Here is a 14,861-nt window from a genome sequence, read left to right as displayed (position 1 = left end):
AGAACCATTGTGCAGCCGCACAACGACGGGGGCTGATGTCGGGGCAGCCGCCCATAGGACGAGACCACGGAGGCGGCAACACTGAGAGTCACGATCAAAGGAGATCCATGACCATCGCAGCTCACACCCCCGAAGGCGCTAGCTCGTCGGCCCCGGCATCCACTGGCCCCCAGCCGCTCGGCGAACGAGAGAAAGCCGAGCTAGACGCGGCCGTCTCCGATCTCGTAGCAGGCGCAGCGGCGTGGGCAGCGATGCCGCTAGCTAAGCGCGCTGGCCTACTCTCCGCGACCCACACGGCCATGGCGGCGCAAGCCCAGCGCTGGGCGACGACCGCCAGCGACATCAAGGGTCTGGAAGCCGCATCCCCCCTGGTCGGTGAGGAGTGGATCTCTGGCCCGTACGCTGCGCTCGCCGGAGTGGGCAGCCTCGCCCACTCGGTCGCTGCCCTCGCCGCTGGCAAGTCGCCGCTGGCCGGCATCAAGACGGGAACAGCCCCGGGCAACCGTGTGAGGATTCCGGTACTTCCCCATACGGCATACGAGGCGCTGCTGCTGCACGGTTTCACTGCTGAAGTGTGGCTGAAGCCCGGAGCGACGGCATCCGACGCCGTAAAGAAAGCGGGCCTTGCCGAGCTCACGCCCAAGGAATCTGGCGGTGTCGGCCTTGTGCTTGGGGCCGGCAACATCACGTCCATCCCGCCGCTCGATGTGCTCTACGAGATCGTTGCGAACAACCGGGCGGTGATTCTGAAGCTGAACCCGATCATGGCGGACATGATGAACGTCTATCTCGCGGCGCTCGAGCCGTTGGTGACCGCGAAACTTCTCCGCATTGTTCAGGGAGGTGCCGTTGAGGGCAGCTATTTGGCACACCACCCCTCGGTGGACCACGTGCACATCACGGGCAGCTCTGCGACGCACGACACCATTGTCTGGGGCCCCGGAACAGATGGTGCCGCCCGCAAGGCGGCAAAGACACCACTGCTCGTCAAGCCCATCACGAGTGAGCTTGGCGGCGTCGCCCCCATCATCCTGTTGCCGAGCACGTGGACGAAGCGCGACCTCCGCTACCAGGCCGAGCATGTTGCCACTATGCGCCTGCACAACGGTGGCTACAACTGCATCGCCGGTCAGATCGTGGTGCTCAGCGCCGATTGGCCGCAGAAGGAGCAGTTTCTTGCTGAACTGCGAGCAGCGCTCGAACGCACTCCCGGCCGCACGGCGTGGTACCCCGGCAGCGAGGACCGGATGTCGGATGCGGCGGCGTGCTACCCGAACGCACAAAAGTTTGCGGCAGGCACTCGCTTGCTCGTCGACATCACGGCAGAGGATGATGCCACGTACCTAGAGAAAACCGAAACCTTCTCTCCAGTACTCGGAGTGATTGAGGTGCCGGGTTCCGGACAGGCTTACTTGGATGCCGTTGTGGCGACCGTCAACCGTGACTTCCTCGGCACCCTTGGCGCGAATGTGATCGCCGAGCCTTCGGTTATCACGAAGCTCGGGTCGGGCTTCTGGGAGGCCATGGCAGAGCTGGAGTACGGCACGATCGCGATTAACGCGTGGACGGGGGTCGGGTTCCTTACCGCCACTGCGTCGTGGGGCGCGTTCCCTGGCCACACCATCGACAACGTGCAGTCGGGTATCGGCGTTGTGCACAACGCTCTGCTGATCGATTCGCCCGAGCGCACCGTCGTACGGGGCCCCTTCCGGCCGTTCCCGCGGTCATTCGTGCACGGCGAGTTCGCCCTGTTCCCGAAGCCACCATGGTTCGTGACCGCGCGCAGCGCACAACGCACCGGCAAACTACTTGCCGGGTTTGTGGGCAAGCCCTCGTGGGCCAAGATGCCGGGAATCTTCATTTCGGCTTTCCGCGCCTAGTCCCGCCGCATCTACGCCCCGCCCCGATCAACCCATTTTAAGGAGAACCCAGTGGTATTCCGTAGCCCCTACCCCGATGTTGTGATTCCCGAGCTCAGCATCTACGACTTCCTCTTCGGCTCGATTTCAGAGGGCGACCTCGAACGCGCGGCGGTGACCGATGGAACTACCGGTGCCGTGGTTTCGTATCGCGAGCTGCTCGCACAGATCGATGCGGTGGCCGGCGCGCTCGCGGCCGACGGGATTGGGGTGGGCAGTGTCGTGGCGTTGCATTCCCCGAACACGCCAACGTTCGTGGCGGTGTTCCACGGCATCCTGCGGGCCGGTGCAACCGTGACCACCATCAATGCGCTTGCGACGGCAGACGATATCGCTTCGCAGCTCACTGATTCGAAGGCGACGCGACTGATGACGGTGTCACCCCTGCTCCCTCAGGCGTTGGAGGCGTCACAGCGGGTAGGGATGGAGCCGGATGCTGTGACCGTCTTGGACCCAACGGTGGAGTATCGCTCGTTTGCCGATCTTATCGCTGACCGGCTTCCGGCCCCGGAGGTCTCGTTTGACCCGGTGACGCACCTTGCGGTGCTGCCGTACTCGTCGGGAACGACGGGGAAGCCGAAGGGTGTCATGCTCACGCACCGCAATCTGGTCGCCAATGTGGTGCAGGCCGGACCTCAGATCGGGGTAACCCCCGACGATGTTGTGCTGGCGGTGCTGCCGTTCTTCCACATTTATGGCATGACGGTGTTGCTCAACTTGGCGCTTTCTGCTCGGGCGAGCTTGGTAACAATGCCGCGATTCGATCTGCTGGAGTTTCTGCGGATCATTCAAGACCACCGCTGCACTTTTGTGTTTGTGGCGCCGCCGATCGCCCTCGCCCTAGCCAAGCATCCAGTGATCGACAACTACGAGCTGGCGAGTGTGCGCGTGATCTTCTCGGGAGCGGCACCGCTCGATGAGGCGGTCGCTAGTCTGGCGGCTTCGCGTCTCGGCTGTCGGGTGATTCAGGGATACGGCATGACGGAGATGAGCCCGGTCTCCCACGCCCACGATGTGGCCAGACCTGAGACCCCTCTCGGTTCGGTCGGTCTGACCATCGCGAACGTAGAGTGTCGACTCATTGATCCGCTGACCGACGAAGACATCGAGATTCCGCAATCCGGGGTGAGCGCGCCGGGAGAGTTGCTCTGCCGCGGCCCCAACATCATGATCGGATACTTAGGCAACGACGAGGCGACGCGCGAAGTGCTGACGTCCGACGGCTTCCTGCGCACCGGAGATATCGCCACCGTGAGCGCTGAGGGGTACGTCACCATCGTCGACCGGCTGAAGGAACTCATCAAGTACAAGGGCTACCAGGTGGCTCCCGCCGAGCTCGAAGCGTTGCTGTTGACGCATCCGCTGATCGCCGACGCCGCCGTTATTGGAGTCACCGACGCAGAAGGCGAAGAGGTGCCCAAGGCCTTCGTCGTGCTGCAGGCCACCATGGAGCTGAGCGAAGACGAGGTGATCGCATTCGTTGCCGAACGCGTCGCTCCCTACAAGAAGGTGAGGCAGGTCGAAATGATCGAGACCATCCCGAAGTCGGCCTCGGGCAAGATTCTGCGCAAGGATCTGCGGGTTTAAGGGGGCAGCTCTCGCGCTAGTTAGAGAGACGGTGTTCGAGGAGGCTGCGTGCGCCTGACGGCGGTCGCCTCGAACGCGCAGCCGATCTCCAGCAGAGCGGTGTCATCGTAGGCGCGCCCCGCGAAGGTCAGGCCCACCGGCATGCCCGTATCAGACATTGTTCCCATCGGCACGGTGACGGTCGGAATCCCCAAGTGACGGATGGCGAGATTGCCGTTCGCGACCCAGACGCCGTTGCGCCAGCCGAGATCGGCGGAGTCGGGTTCGACATCCATATCGGCCAAGCCAACATCGGCGACGGCGGGAAAAACGACGGCATCGAGCCCGAGCGAGGTCATCCATTCTTCTAGGTCGACCTGACGGGTTCGCTCTAGCCCGTGAAGCCCCTCGGCGAGGTCGGGTATGTCGAGAAATGACGTGAAGTCGTGCGCACGCACGAAGTCGGGATACTGCGTGATGTCATCATCGAATCCGTCGTAGCGATCGCGCAGCGCGCCGTCGGGGCGGGGAAAGATGGTGGCACCGTCGATGATGGTCAGGGTGTTCAGCCTGGGGTCGTTGTTGCTCTGGAGAAAGTCTTCCCAGCCCCACGACGAGAGGTCGATAATTTCTCGATGCAGAAATTCTTGTGACACCACACCGCGGGTAGCGATCGTGGGTGCTCCCACGCGGTCTCCCTCGTAGTTCGATACGACCGGAAAATCGACATCGATAACCTCGGCTCCGGCGGCGATCAACGCTTCCCGTGCTTCTTCCCACAGCGCAATCACTGTCAGCCGTGTTTCTATCCGCTGCCCCGTTGGGCCACCGACCCCGGGAACGCTTCCGGGCGCGCTCGTACCGGCGAGAGAATCAGCGTTGATATACATCCGGGGCACGCCGAACCGTTTACCGGCGAGGGACTGCGGATCGCGCACCAGCGCTAGGTAGGAGGACGGCCGGATCTCGGATGCCCGCGGAATTGGGACCCAGGGCTGGGCCCGCCAGAAGTCCCCGCGTACCTCATCATCGTCACCGACGAGAATGTCGAGCACCTCAAGCAGATCGGCCATGGTGCGGGTATGAGGCACGACAACATCCATGGTGGGAACCAGGGGCCAATTGCCGCGAACGGAAATCATCCCGCGTGAGGGGGTATACGCACAGAGAGCGTTGTTCGAGGCGGGTGCACGCCCCGACGACCAGGTTTCTTCCCCCAGCCCAAAGGCCGCAAACGACGCCGCGGTTGCCGTGCCCGATCCGTTCGACGACCCGGAACCAAATGCTGCGGTCAGATACTGCTTGTTGTAGGGGCTTTCGGCGCGACCATACAGTCCGCGCTGCATTCCGCCGTTGGCCATGGGCGGCATATTGGTGAGACCGATGAGCACTGCCCCGGCGGAGCGAAGGCGCTCGATCGCGTACGCGTCGCGTTGGGCGATCAACTGCGCGAATGCGGGGGATCCGGCGGCCGCGGTAAGGCCACGGGCGAGAAAACTGTTCTTCGCGGTGTAGGGAATGCCGTCGAGAGCGCTCACTGTGCCACCCGCTGCTCGACGCGCGTCGGATGCTCGCGCGTCGGCAATTGCCTCCGGATTCATCACCACCACGGAGCACAGTGCGGTATCAGTTTCGGGCCGATCGTAGGCCTCAATTCGGGCTAGGTAGGAGCGGACGAGCTGTTCGCTGGAGATGCGACCGCTCTGCAGCGCTGCTCGCAGTTCGGCGATCGAAGCCTCAACGACGTCGAACGGCTGCTCGTGCGGCATCATCAGTCCACCGCCGGTTGCTGTTGCGTGATGCAGTGGATCCCGCCACCACGCTCAAGAATGGGTCGAGCATCCACGGTCACAACGCGGCGCCCGGGATACGCGGCGGCAAGAATCTCGCGGGCAGCGGCATCGGCGGCAGGTTCGCCGTAACCGCAGGCGATCACTCCGTCATTGACCACGAGATGGTTCACATAGTTCCAATCGACGAACCCCTCGCTGTCTCGCACCGTTGTTGGGGCCGGCACGTCAATGATGTTCCACGGGCGGTTCGCCGCATCCGTCGTCTCGGAAAGCAGCGCCCGAAGCTCGCGCATTACTTGGTGATCGGGATGGTCGGGGTTCTGCTGCTCGTGCAGAAGGAGCGTGCCGGGGCTCGGGATCGTGGCGACCATATCTACGTGGCCCCGCGTACCTAGCTCGGTGTAATCGCGGGTCAACCCGCGGGGCAGCCACACCACCTTTGACGCGCCCAGAGTGCGACGAAATTCCGCTTCGATGCGCTCCTTGTCAACGTAGGGGTTGCGACGCGGATCCAGTTGCACGGTTTCTGTAGCCAGCACAGTGCCCTCACCGTCCACGTGGATTGCTCCGCCCTCATTGACGAGGAGTGATGGGATGAGTTCGGCGTTCGCATGCTCGCAGACGAGTCTGCCGATCTGGCTGTCGCTGGCGTAGGAGGAGTGCTCTTGCCCCCACGCGTTGAAGATCCAATCCACACCGCCGAGGATGCCGGGTCTCGCGTCGTCGACAACGAACGTGGGGCCGAAGTCGCGCATCCAGTAATCGTCGAGCGGAGTCTCCACCAGCTCAATTTCGGAGGACAGCAGCCTCGCCGCGGTGTGCCTCTCGATTGGGTCAACCACCATCGTGACGGGTTCGAACTCGAGGATGGCGTTGGCTACTGCCGCCCAAGCTTCGTAGGCCTGGTCCGCACTGCCCGCGTCTGTTCCGAGGGTGTAGCCGGGGCGCGGGAATGCCATCCAGGTTCGGTCGTGGCGTGCGGTTTCGGAAGGCATACGCCACGCCATCTGATGGCCTTTCGATCGTCGGTGTTGTGCCGAGAATGCTTGTTGATCGACTGATCAATAAGATGTGCTGAACCTATCTAGACTGGGGCCATCATGTCAAGATCACCGGGCGAAGGCCCAGCACGCAGATCTCCCCGCGAGCGCACCGCCCAGATCGAAGCGGCAGCGCGTGCCCTCGCGCTCGACGCGGGGCTTGCAGCGGTGACACTTCGCGCTGTAGCGAAGCGGGTTGGTGTGGCATCCGGTCTCGTCGCTCGCTACGCCCCGAGCATGGATGCGCTCGTCGCCTCAACGTTTCAGGGAATTGTTGAGACGGAGATCGCCGAAGTGCAGCAGTTTCTCGCGAGCAAGCCGTCGCCGGCTGCCTGCTTAGTTGCGCTGGTTGACACCCTGCTCGATCAGTCGCGGGACGACGTGACCGTTATTTGGGTCGAAGCGTGGGGTATCGGGCGACGCAATGCCACGCTCGCTCTTGTCGTGCGTCAGCAGATGGATGCCTGGCGAGACATCATTCAAGACATCATCGAGCGAGGAATCGCGTGCGGTGAATTCCGCGATGTCGACGCAGAATCGGTCGCGTGGCTCCTGCTCGGCATGATCGATGGGCTCAACGCCCATGCCCTAGTGCGCTGGAACGAATCGGGTGCACGTGGTCCGCACATTCGTAACGCGCTCGAAGGAATGTTGGGAACGGGCGCGACTTTCGACTGAAGAGAAGAGCCTTCTTCTGCCGGTTCAATCCATGGTGTGCCGCTTTATCTGACGATGTCGCGTACCTTCGGAGCAAAAATCACAGCAAGGTGCCGAAAGTTTTTCCGCGGCCCCCTGAAGAGGTATTGCAGAAGGGGATCAGGGCAAACGCCAACACGAAGCGGGGCCATCACGATTACCTTGGGCCGCCTAAACCGTAGTTGTCCCAGTTGAGGGCGCACTGCACCAGTGGCGACATGCCGAATGTGCTGTCGGCAGGAGAACGTATGAGGTGGTGTTCTGCATCGGTGGTTCCCAACATAATGCGGCGGCAACCCCCTCGACGTTCCTAGCAACAAGTCGTAGCCTTCATTTAGTTCTTCACGATGCAGCACGTCACTAGTACGGCGACCTCAAGGCCGCAGGGCACGTGCCGGTGACGCAGTTGACCCCGAATAACTTGACGAAGTGGAGCTGATCATGAGCAGACGCGCGATCGGGCTCGCGCTAGTCGTCGTGCAGCTTGCGCTGCTTGCCGCGGTTGCACTTCTGCCGTGGACCGATCCGCTGTGGCAGCGGGATGCCGTTGTGTACACCCTCGCGGGGGTGCTTGCAATAGCCGGGCTGGTGGTTGCCGTGCTCGGAGTTCGGGGGCTCGGCCGTTCCCTAACAGCCAACCCGGTGCCGCTTGAAAGCTCACAACTAGTTACCGGCGGCCTCTATGGATTGGTGCGCCATCCGATCTATAGCGGGCTTATGTTGGGCTCACTCGGTGTCGCGTTGGCTGGCGCCACCTGGTGGCATTTGGGTGTGTGGCTGGCGCTCTTGGTGCTGCTCATGATGAAGGCGCGCTGGGAGGAACGGATGCTCGTCGAGCGCTACGCCAACTATGCCGGCTACGCGGTTCGCGTGGGCCGTTTCATCCCCGGCATCGGGCGGATCAGTTGAATGACGGCTTGCACGCGACACACGTTGTGCCGAGCGGGAAGACGAAAGCCCCCGCAGTGGTGGCCCGGGATTGAGTGCGGCTTCGACCCGCGTCGATCACAGTGACCTGACGGTTTCGGTCGTGCGCACTGCCGACGGCGTTGCTGCGCGGCTAAGCCCTTATGCCGCCTTCGGAAACTCAGGAAAAGCTCGTCGCGTGGCACTGTGATCCCCGGTAAACGGCGCATCGGGGTACAGCTGTGCTCGGATTTCCTGAGTTTTCAGAAGGAAGGGCGACAAGCGTGGAGGTGGGCCGGTGGAGGTGCCCTATATGGGCTTGGGCACCGGGCCAGCAATCGAAGTGATCGCTCGGGGCCGACCGCGCCGTCTGCTGCAGCGAATGGGCTAGCGGTCAGAGATGACGGCCGGAAGCCAGGAATGAGGGCCAGAGGGCAAAAAAATGACCCTCGCCCAGTAGAAGCCCGGGAAAGGGTCACGTGGCTCCGACGGGCGTCGATCCCGTGACCTCACGATTTTCAGTCGTGCGCTCTACCAACTGAGCTACAGAGCCGTAAGAGTTGCCTCTTACTCATAGGAGTTTCCTCCTACTACAGAAAAAGCCCCTCCTTTCGAAGAGGCGTTCTGTTTGCGACCCTGACCGGACTTGAACCGGCGACCTCCGCCGTGACAGGGCGGCGCGCTAACCAACTGCGCTACAGGGCCAAGCTATTAAATTCTGTGTTTTGTCTGGTGACCCCAACGGGATTCGAACCCGTGCTGCCGCCGTGAAAGGGCGGTGTCCTAGGCCACTAAACGATGGGGCCTCGAAGTCACAGAACTTCTTAGCTACCGAGGGAAAAGCATACGGCGACTTTCGTGAATTACCAAACCGAGAAGCAAGCAAGTTTGGTATCTCGCAAAAACCCTTTTTCCAACAGGCTCAAATGTACTCGACTCTGGGACCAACAGATACTACGTTCATTGAAAGGTTGAGACTTTTGGGCCACGTGTTGTTAGTGTGGTCAATGTTATTGCTGTGACTAATGAACATTAGTCTGCGGTCACCAGGGTTGAGGGGAACAATGAACGCCACGCATGCGAGTCGGGGGACCGCAGCAAAGCTCACGCTGCGCTCATTAATTTTTCGAATCGTCGGGTTCACCGCCGTGCTCAGCCTCGTCGTCGGAGGCACACTTTATAACGGCAGCAGCCAGGCCGCCTTCGCGGACGACTACCCCACGTGGAGCGACGTTACCGAAGCTCGCAACAACGAAGCCGCAACCAAAGCGGTAGTAGCCCGCATCAAGGCCGCACTCGTTCAACTTGAATCTCAGGCCGTAGCTGCCCAGAAAGATGCCGAAGAAAAGGGCAACATCTGGCAAGAAGCCGACACCAAATACCAGGCCAAGTCGGCCCAGACTGAAACTTTGCAAGAGCAAGCGGATGCCGCCAGCGCCGAAGCAGACGAAGCTGAGAAACGAATCGGTGAGCTTGCCGCACGGCTCGTGCGTGCCGGCGGTGGCGACGTAACCACTAACCTCCTCACTAACTCGCAAGACGCCGACGCACTGCTCTACAACTTGGGTATGTCGTCGAAGATTTCGCAGCAGACATCCGCGCTCTTTGATCGTGCCGTTCAGGCCCGCAATACAGCACAGTCGCTGAGCGATGCCGCTGAAGTTGCTCGCGCCGAACTTGAAGTGCTCAAGATTGCCGCAGAGAAGGCGTTCGCTGAGGCTCAAGCAGCAGCAGCAGCAGCCGAAGCAGCCCTCGCCGAGCAGCAGGAACGCAAGGTCGAGTTCGATGCCCAGCTCGTCGCGCTGACAGCCGCACGCCAAACCACCGAGGCAGACTATTTGGCTGGCGTGCGTGAGCGTGAGGCAGCACGAGCGGCAGCGCAGGCTGCTGCAGCGGCGGCAGCTGCGGCCGCCCAGGTTCCGAACCTTGACGCTGGTGAGATCAGCTTGAGCGGGTGGGTTCGCCCCGCAGGCGGCTACATCACCTCCGTTTATGGTTTCAGCTCACAATACGGCTCGAGCTTCCATAAGGGCACAGATTTGGGTGCCGGTTGTGGCTCAAGTATCTTTGCCGCCTCCGCCGGAACCGTCGTTTACGCGGGCTATGGCTGGAACGGTGGCTACGGAAACTACATCATCATCGAGCACGCCAACGGACTGCGCACCGCGTACGGTCACATAATGCCCGGTGGCATCAACGTCTCGTACGGCCAGAATGTCGCCGTGGGCACCAAAATCGCTCGGGTCGGCAACACCGGAAATTCCAGCGGATGCCACCTTCACTTTGAGGTTCGCCCCGGCGGCTGGAGCACTACCGACCCAGTTCCCTTCATGGCAAATAAGGGCATTCGTCTAGGCTAACGACCGCTCGCGAGCCGGACGGGTGAAAGCCTGACGGCGCGCAAGCCTGAAGGCTGAAAGCCTTCGGCGGAATAGGGGGATCACATCGACTCCGTTGCTGGACTAACAGTTGTCATCACCGGTGCGGCCCGAGGAATGGGCCAAATGTATGCCCATCGTGCCGTCAGCGAGGGTGCCGCACATGTTGTTCTTCTTGACGTCGATTCTGCATCGCTCGAGGTAGCGGCGTCGGCGCTGCGGGTGGCGGGAGGTTCCGTCGCCAGCTACGTTGTCGACCTCTCGTCGCGCACAGCAATCGCTGCGGTCGCGGAACGGATTCGCACCGAAGTTGGCGACCCACAGGTAGTCATCAATAACGCGGGCATCATCCGCAGCGGATATTTTTGGGATAACGAGCCCATCGGCGACATCGAAGCGACCATGCAGATCAATACTCTTGCCGCCATGTATCTCACTCGCGAGTTCCTGCCTGCGATGATTGCCAGCACTGGCCCCGCCCGAATCCTGAACATCGCCTCCGCCGCGGGCACCATCTCCAATCCGCGTATGAGTGTGTATGCAGCATCCAAATGGGCAATGATCGGCTGGAGTGACTCGCTCCGCCTCGAACTGATCAAAGCGGGCCACCGCACCGTGATGGTGACGACTTTTGCCCCCAGCTACATCAGTACGGGGATGTTTGCCGGAGCCCGCGGGCCCCTACTCACCCCCATCATGACCCCGGAAAAAGCAACAGCTGCCGCCTGGTCGGCCATGCTCCGCGGCAAACCGCTACTCATGAAACCGTGGAGTGTGGGGTTCGCTCGCGGAGTCAGAGGGCTCCTGCCAACGCGAGCCTGGGATTTCATCGCCGACCGCGTATTCAAGGTGTACCGCTCAATGGATGAGTTCACCGGCCGCTAGCACCAGCGGAGGTTTAGTGCCCTTCGGCCTTGAGCTTCTCGATGCCAGCCAGAACGATCTCTTCAGCTTCTGCTGCATCGCCCCACCCGTCGAGCTTGACCCACTTGCCGGGCTCTAAGTCTTTGTAGTGCTCGAAGAAGTGCTCGATCTCGCGGCGTGTGAACTCCGGAACATCGGTGAGGTCCTGAATGTGCGACCAGCGTGGGTCCTTGGCCTGAACGCAGATGACCTTCGAGTCGATGCCGCCGTCGTCGCTCATGTTGAGCACTGCAACGGGACGAACCGAGATGCCAACACCGGGGAAGGTGGGGGCGTCAAGCAGGATCAATGCGTCTACGGGGTCACCATCGAGGCCGAGAGTGTTCTCAAAGAAGCCGTAGTCGGTGGGGTAGGCGAAGGTGGTGAAGAGGTAACGGTCAAGAAAAACACGACCGGTCTTGTGGTCAACTTCGTACTTGTTCCGGCTTCCGCGCGGAATCTCAACGACAACGTCGTATGCGGCCATCTAGCTGCTCCTAAGAAAATTGGGGGGTTGCTGCAATAACGTTACTGGATGCACTCTGATCGGCGCCCCCGCCTAACCCCAGCAATCGCTGACGTGCGTCGTGCCGTTCGCACTGCACTTGCCGCGCTTCTGGCCGCGAACGCGAAGACCGGTTCGACTAGTTCAGCCTCGCACGAAACGGCAACCGGCCCCGAACCGCTCGTGCTTGTCGCCTTGAGCGGTGGCCCCGACTCTCTCGCGCTTGCGGCGGCGACTGCCTTCGAGGCGCCTAAGGCTGGCGTGCGGGCCGGCGCTGTGATCGTCAATCACAACCTTCAAGACGGGTCAGCGGATGTTGCGGCCGCCGCCGCGCAGCAGGCTCGCGATCTGGGGCTCGACCCCGTCGACATCCGCTCGGTTCACGTTGGTGACGCCGGAGGCCCCGAGTCTGCAGCTCGTGATGCGCGCTATGCGGCGCTCACCGCCGCCGCCGCCGAGCATGGCGCTGTCCGGGTGCTGCTGGGTCACACCCTCGACGATCAGGCCGAGACGGTGCTGCTGGGCCTTGCCCGCGGCAGTGGCGCCGGCAGCCTCAAAGGCATGGCCGCTGACACCGGCGAGTACCTACGGCCGCTGCTGGCTGTCGGGCGCGCGACAACAGTGCAGTTCTGCACAGACTCCGCAATCGTGGCGTGGAATGACCCGCACAACCTCGACACCTCATACACGCGAGTGCGGGTTCGGCAGACAATTTTGCCGCTGCTGGAAAGTGAACTGGGGCCCGGCATCCGCGAAGCATTGGCACGAACCGCAGACCAGGCCCGCGAAGATGCCGAAGCACTCGACCACTTTGCAGAAGAAATGGCCGAAGATTTGGCCGAAATTTCGGAGGCCGGAATCTCCCTTCCCGTGCGGGCTCTCGCAGCAAACCCGGCCGCTCTTCGCCAGCGGTTGATTCGGTTGGCGGTATTCAGCGAGTTTCAGGTGTCGCTCAGCCGCACCCACACTTTAGAGATCGCACGCCTCGTCACCGGCTGGAGGGGGCAGGGACCGATCGACGTTCCCGGCGTTAGGGTTGAGCGACGAGAAAATCTTCTCCACTTTTCGGCCCACAGTGAGGAACGCGATGCAGTTTAGCGATGTCGAAGGAGACCTCAGTGAGGTACTTCTGACCCAGGAAGAGATCCACGAGAAGATCGCCGTCATGGCGCGTCAGATCGAGGCCGACTATGCGGGCGAGAAGCTTCTGCTGGTTGGTGTGCTTCGCGGTGCCGTCATGGTGATGGCCGATCTCGCTCGCGAACTCACGCTTCCCCTGGAGATGGACTGGATGGCCGTCTCCTCGTACGGCGCCGGTACACAGTCTTCGGGTGTCGTTCGTATCCTCAAAGACCTCGACAGCGACCTTCAGGGCCGCAAGGTGCTCATTGTTGAAGACATTATCGACTCGGGCCTCACTCTTTCGTGGTTGCTTGGCAACCTTCGCAGCCGCGGTGCAGAGTCTGTCGAAATCTGCACCCTGCTGCGCAAGCCGGATGCCGCCAAAGTCGACGTAGACGTTCGTTATGTTGGGTTCGACATCCCCAACGCGTTCGTTGTGGGGTACGGACTCGACTATGCCGAGAAGTACCGCAATTTGCGCGGTGTCGCAGTTCTCGCGCCCCACGTCTACGCGTAGGGCTGGCTGCATGAGGGCGCAGGCAGCAATCGATCAGGCGGCCGACGAGATCGTTGGTCTGTTTGAGAATCGGGTACCTGAGCAGAAGACCCCGGGATCATTCTTCGCCGTCTTTGGTCCGGACGGGATAGTGCTCGAGCGCGGCTACGGCGAAAAGGTGCTCGGTGACGAGACCGCCCCCGACCGTGACACCGTGTTCCGCATCGCGTCGTGCACGAAGAGCTTCACGTGCACGATGCTGCTGATGCTGCGCGATCGTGGGCAGCTCAACCTTGACGCGCCCATCACCGACTTTGTTCCCGCGTTCCGGTCTCTCTCCCCCGAGGTTGCTCCGGCTACCCCCAGCGTGCGGATGCTCATGACGATGTCGGCCGGGTTCCCCACCGATAACCCCTGGGGCGACCGCATGGAGGAAATGACTCGGGTCGAGCTCGACGAGTTCGTCTCCACGGGCATCCGCTATTCGAGCACGCCCGGAACCCGTTTTGAGTACTCGAACCTCGGGTATGCGCTACTCAGCGAAGTGATTGCAGAGGTCACGGGCCGCAACTATGTTGACGTCGTCGCGGCCGAGATCCTTGAACCGCTCGGCCTCACATCGACCCGTTTCGATGAAGATCCGGATGCCGATATTGCGATCGGTTACCGGCTTGCGAATGGCGCGTGGCAGGCTCAGCCGTTCACTGCGCCCGGAGTTTTTTCGGCCATGGGTGGTTTGTTTTCGACCGCGACTGACCTTGTGCGGTGGTCGCTGTGGCTCGCTGGCGCTCTCGACCCCGGGGACACCTCAGACGGACCGCTGTCTGTGGCAAGCCGTCGCGAACTCCAGCAGATCCAGCGTGCGGTTCCGGCCAACCTGTCGAAGGTTGCTGAGTTCGCGGAACCCACCGCGCATGGCTACGGCTATGGGTTGTTCGTCGATGAGGGCACGACAAAGATTGTTTCGCACTCTGGCGGGTACCCGGGGTTCAGCGCCCATATGCGGTGGCATGCCCCTACGGGGCTCGGCATTGTGGCGCTCGAGAATGGCACCTTTGCGGCATCCTCGATTCCGGCCACTCATGCTCTGCAGGCGGCCCTCAACAGTTACGGTGAACTGACGACGCCAGCACCGGCGTGGCCCGAAACTGTTGCTGCGCGCGATATCTTCGACAGCCTCATCCGCAACGGGGACACCGCCAGCGCTGAAGCGGTTGCCGCCGTGAATTTGGCGCTCGATGCTCCCTATGTGGAACGCATTGCCGCCATCGCGACAGCGATTGCTAACGTTGGTCCGCTGACGACCGCAGCACTCACTGAGGTGCCGCGCGAACTCAGCGATACCCCCGCGGTTACCAACTGGACCATCGAGGGCGAACGCGGCCGAATCAGGTGCCACATCTTGATGAGCCCTGAACTGCCGCCGCGCGTGCAAACCTTTGCGGTGACTACCGAGAACCACTGAGCCGCTCAGGGTCGGCGCCCGCGGCATCCACCGGTCGTCTTTTTCGACCAGCAACGATCGCGAAAGGCATTA

At 61.9% G+C, this 14,861-nt stretch carries 12 protein-coding genes and 3 tRNA genes; 9 read left to right on the top strand and 6 right to left on the bottom strand.

The window, feature by feature from the left end; all coding sequences use genetic code 11:
- The first annotated feature begins 107 nt into the window (after positions 1 to 107).
- The gene (locus AADH44_RS11900) at positions 108 to 1,880 is read left to right on the top strand and encodes an aldehyde dehydrogenase family protein (protein ID WP_341953049.1); all 1,773 of its coding nucleotides are present in this window, start codon (positions 108 to 110) and stop codon (positions 1,878 to 1,880) included.
- A 51-nt stretch (positions 1,881 to 1,931) separates the two neighbouring features.
- A complete protein-coding gene (locus tag AADH44_RS11895) occupies positions 1,932 to 3,506 on the top strand; it encodes an AMP-binding protein (protein ID WP_341953048.1) in 1,575 nt (524 codons plus the stop codon).
- 20 nt (positions 3,507 to 3,526) lie between these two features.
- Here AADH44_RS11895 and AADH44_RS11890 read toward each other — a convergent pair whose 3' ends face one another.
- Both AADH44_RS11890 and AADH44_RS11885 read right to left on the bottom strand, forming a co-directional pair.
- A complete protein-coding gene (locus tag AADH44_RS11890; protein ID WP_341955007.1) occupies positions 3,527 to 5,254 on the bottom strand; it encodes an amidase in 1,728 nt (575 codons plus the stop codon).
- A gap of 2 nt (positions 5,255 to 5,256) precedes the next feature.
- Positions 5,257 to 6,285 (bottom strand): agmatine deiminase family protein, encoded by a 1,029-nt coding sequence (locus tag AADH44_RS11885; RefSeq protein ID WP_341953047.1) that lies wholly within the window; start codon positions 6,283 to 6,285, stop codon positions 5,257 to 5,259.
- Between the two features lie 93 nt (positions 6,286 to 6,378).
- Between AADH44_RS11885 and AADH44_RS11880 the strand changes: the two genes are divergently transcribed.
- The gene (locus AADH44_RS11880) at positions 6,379 to 6,996 is read left to right on the top strand and encodes a TetR family transcriptional regulator C-terminal domain-containing protein (protein ID WP_341953046.1); all 618 of its coding nucleotides are present in this window, start codon (positions 6,379 to 6,381) and stop codon (positions 6,994 to 6,996) included.
- Between the two features lie 459 nt (positions 6,997 to 7,455).
- Positions 7,456 to 7,923, top strand: coding sequence for an isoprenylcysteine carboxylmethyltransferase family protein (locus tag AADH44_RS11875; protein WP_341953045.1), 468 nt, complete (start codon positions 7,456 to 7,458; stop codon positions 7,921 to 7,923).
- A gap of 477 nt (positions 7,924 to 8,400) precedes the next feature.
- Here AADH44_RS11875 and AADH44_RS11870 read toward each other — a convergent pair.
- From AADH44_RS11870 to AADH44_RS11860, 3 genes are all read right to left on the bottom strand, one after another.
- A tRNA-Phe gene (locus AADH44_RS11870) sits at positions 8,401 to 8,473 on the bottom strand.
- A gap of 78 nt (positions 8,474 to 8,551) precedes the next feature.
- Positions 8,552 to 8,625: transfer RNA gene (locus AADH44_RS11865), tRNA-Asp, on the bottom strand.
- A gap of 25 nt (positions 8,626 to 8,650) precedes the next feature.
- A tRNA-Glu gene (locus AADH44_RS11860) sits at positions 8,651 to 8,726 on the bottom strand.
- A 258-nt stretch (positions 8,727 to 8,984) separates the two neighbouring features.
- On the opposite strand from AADH44_RS11860, the gene AADH44_RS11855 reads away from it, so the two are divergent.
- Positions 8,985 to 10,280, top strand: a complete 1,296-nt coding sequence (locus AADH44_RS11855) for a M23 family metallopeptidase (RefSeq protein ID WP_341953044.1) — start codon at positions 8,985 to 8,987, stop codon at positions 10,278 to 10,280.
- An 84-nt stretch (positions 10,281 to 10,364) separates the two neighbouring features.
- Positions 10,365 to 11,183 (top strand): SDR family NAD(P)-dependent oxidoreductase, encoded by an 819-nt coding sequence (locus AADH44_RS11850; protein WP_341955006.1) that lies wholly within the window; start codon positions 10,365 to 10,367, stop codon positions 11,181 to 11,183.
- A 13-nt stretch (positions 11,184 to 11,196) separates the two neighbouring features.
- On the opposite strand, the gene AADH44_RS11845 is transcribed toward AADH44_RS11850, so the two are convergent.
- A complete protein-coding gene (locus AADH44_RS11845; protein ID WP_341953043.1) occupies positions 11,197 to 11,688 on the bottom strand; it encodes an inorganic diphosphatase in 492 nt (163 codons plus the stop codon).
- A 48-nt stretch (positions 11,689 to 11,736) separates the two neighbouring features.
- Between AADH44_RS11845 and tilS the strand changes: the two genes are divergently transcribed.
- From tilS to AADH44_RS11830, 3 genes are read left to right on the top strand one after another with little or no spacing between them, the layout of a single operon-like run.
- Positions 11,737 to 12,804 (top strand): tRNA lysidine(34) synthetase TilS, encoded by a 1,068-nt coding sequence (gene tilS, locus AADH44_RS11840; protein WP_341953042.1) that lies wholly within the window; start codon positions 11,737 to 11,739, stop codon positions 12,802 to 12,804.
- Entirely contained in the window at positions 12,794 to 13,345 is a 552-nt protein-coding gene (gene hpt / locus AADH44_RS11835) for a hypoxanthine phosphoribosyltransferase (protein ID WP_341953041.1), read from the top strand. Before tilS ends, hpt begins: the two co-directional genes overlap by 11 nt.
- Before the next feature lie 10 nt (positions 13,346 to 13,355).
- Positions 13,356 to 14,789 (top strand): serine hydrolase domain-containing protein, encoded by a 1,434-nt coding sequence (locus AADH44_RS11830; protein WP_341953040.1) that lies wholly within the window; start codon positions 13,356 to 13,358, stop codon positions 14,787 to 14,789.
- Positions 14,790 to 14,861 lie beyond the last annotated feature (72 nt).

The sequence above is a fragment of the Salinibacterium sp. TMP30 genome, from assembly GCF_038397785.1.
Taxonomy (GTDB): domain Bacteria; phylum Actinomycetota; class Actinomycetes; order Actinomycetales; family Microbacteriaceae; genus Rhodoglobus.
This window is presented reverse-complemented; position numbering and strand designations above follow the sequence as displayed.

Excerpts from the sequence above, each read along its gene's own strand:
- AADH44_RS11900 (WP_341953049.1), top strand. The coding sequence starts at position 108 with ATGACCATCGCAGCTCACACCCCCGAAGGCGCTAGCTCGTCGGCCCCG.
- AADH44_RS11890 (WP_341955007.1), bottom strand. The coding sequence starts at position 5,254 with ATGCCGCACGAGCAGCCGTTCGACGTCGTTGAGGCTTCGATCGCCGAA.
- AADH44_RS11885 (WP_341953047.1), bottom strand. The coding sequence starts at position 6,285 with ATGGCGTGGCGTATGCCTTCCGAAACCGCACGCCACGACCGAACCTGG.
- AADH44_RS11880 (WP_341953046.1), top strand. The coding sequence starts at position 6,379 with ATGTCAAGATCACCGGGCGAAGGCCCAGCACGCAGATCTCCCCGCGAG.
- AADH44_RS11875 (WP_341953045.1), top strand. The coding sequence starts at position 7,456 with ATGAGCAGACGCGCGATCGGGCTCGCGCTAGTCGTCGTGCAGCTTGCG.
- AADH44_RS11855 (WP_341953044.1), top strand. The coding sequence starts at position 8,985 with ATGAACGCCACGCATGCGAGTCGGGGGACCGCAGCAAAGCTCACGCTG.
- AADH44_RS11845 (WP_341953043.1), bottom strand. The coding sequence starts at position 11,688 with ATGGCCGCATACGACGTTGTCGTTGAGATTCCGCGCGGAAGCCGGAAC.
- tilS (WP_341953042.1), top strand. The coding sequence starts at position 11,737 with ATGCACTCTGATCGGCGCCCCCGCCTAACCCCAGCAATCGCTGACGTG.
- hpt (WP_341953041.1), top strand. The coding sequence starts at position 12,794 with ATGCAGTTTAGCGATGTCGAAGGAGACCTCAGTGAGGTACTTCTGACC.
- AADH44_RS11830 (WP_341953040.1), top strand. The coding sequence starts at position 13,356 with ATGAGGGCGCAGGCAGCAATCGATCAGGCGGCCGACGAGATCGTTGGT.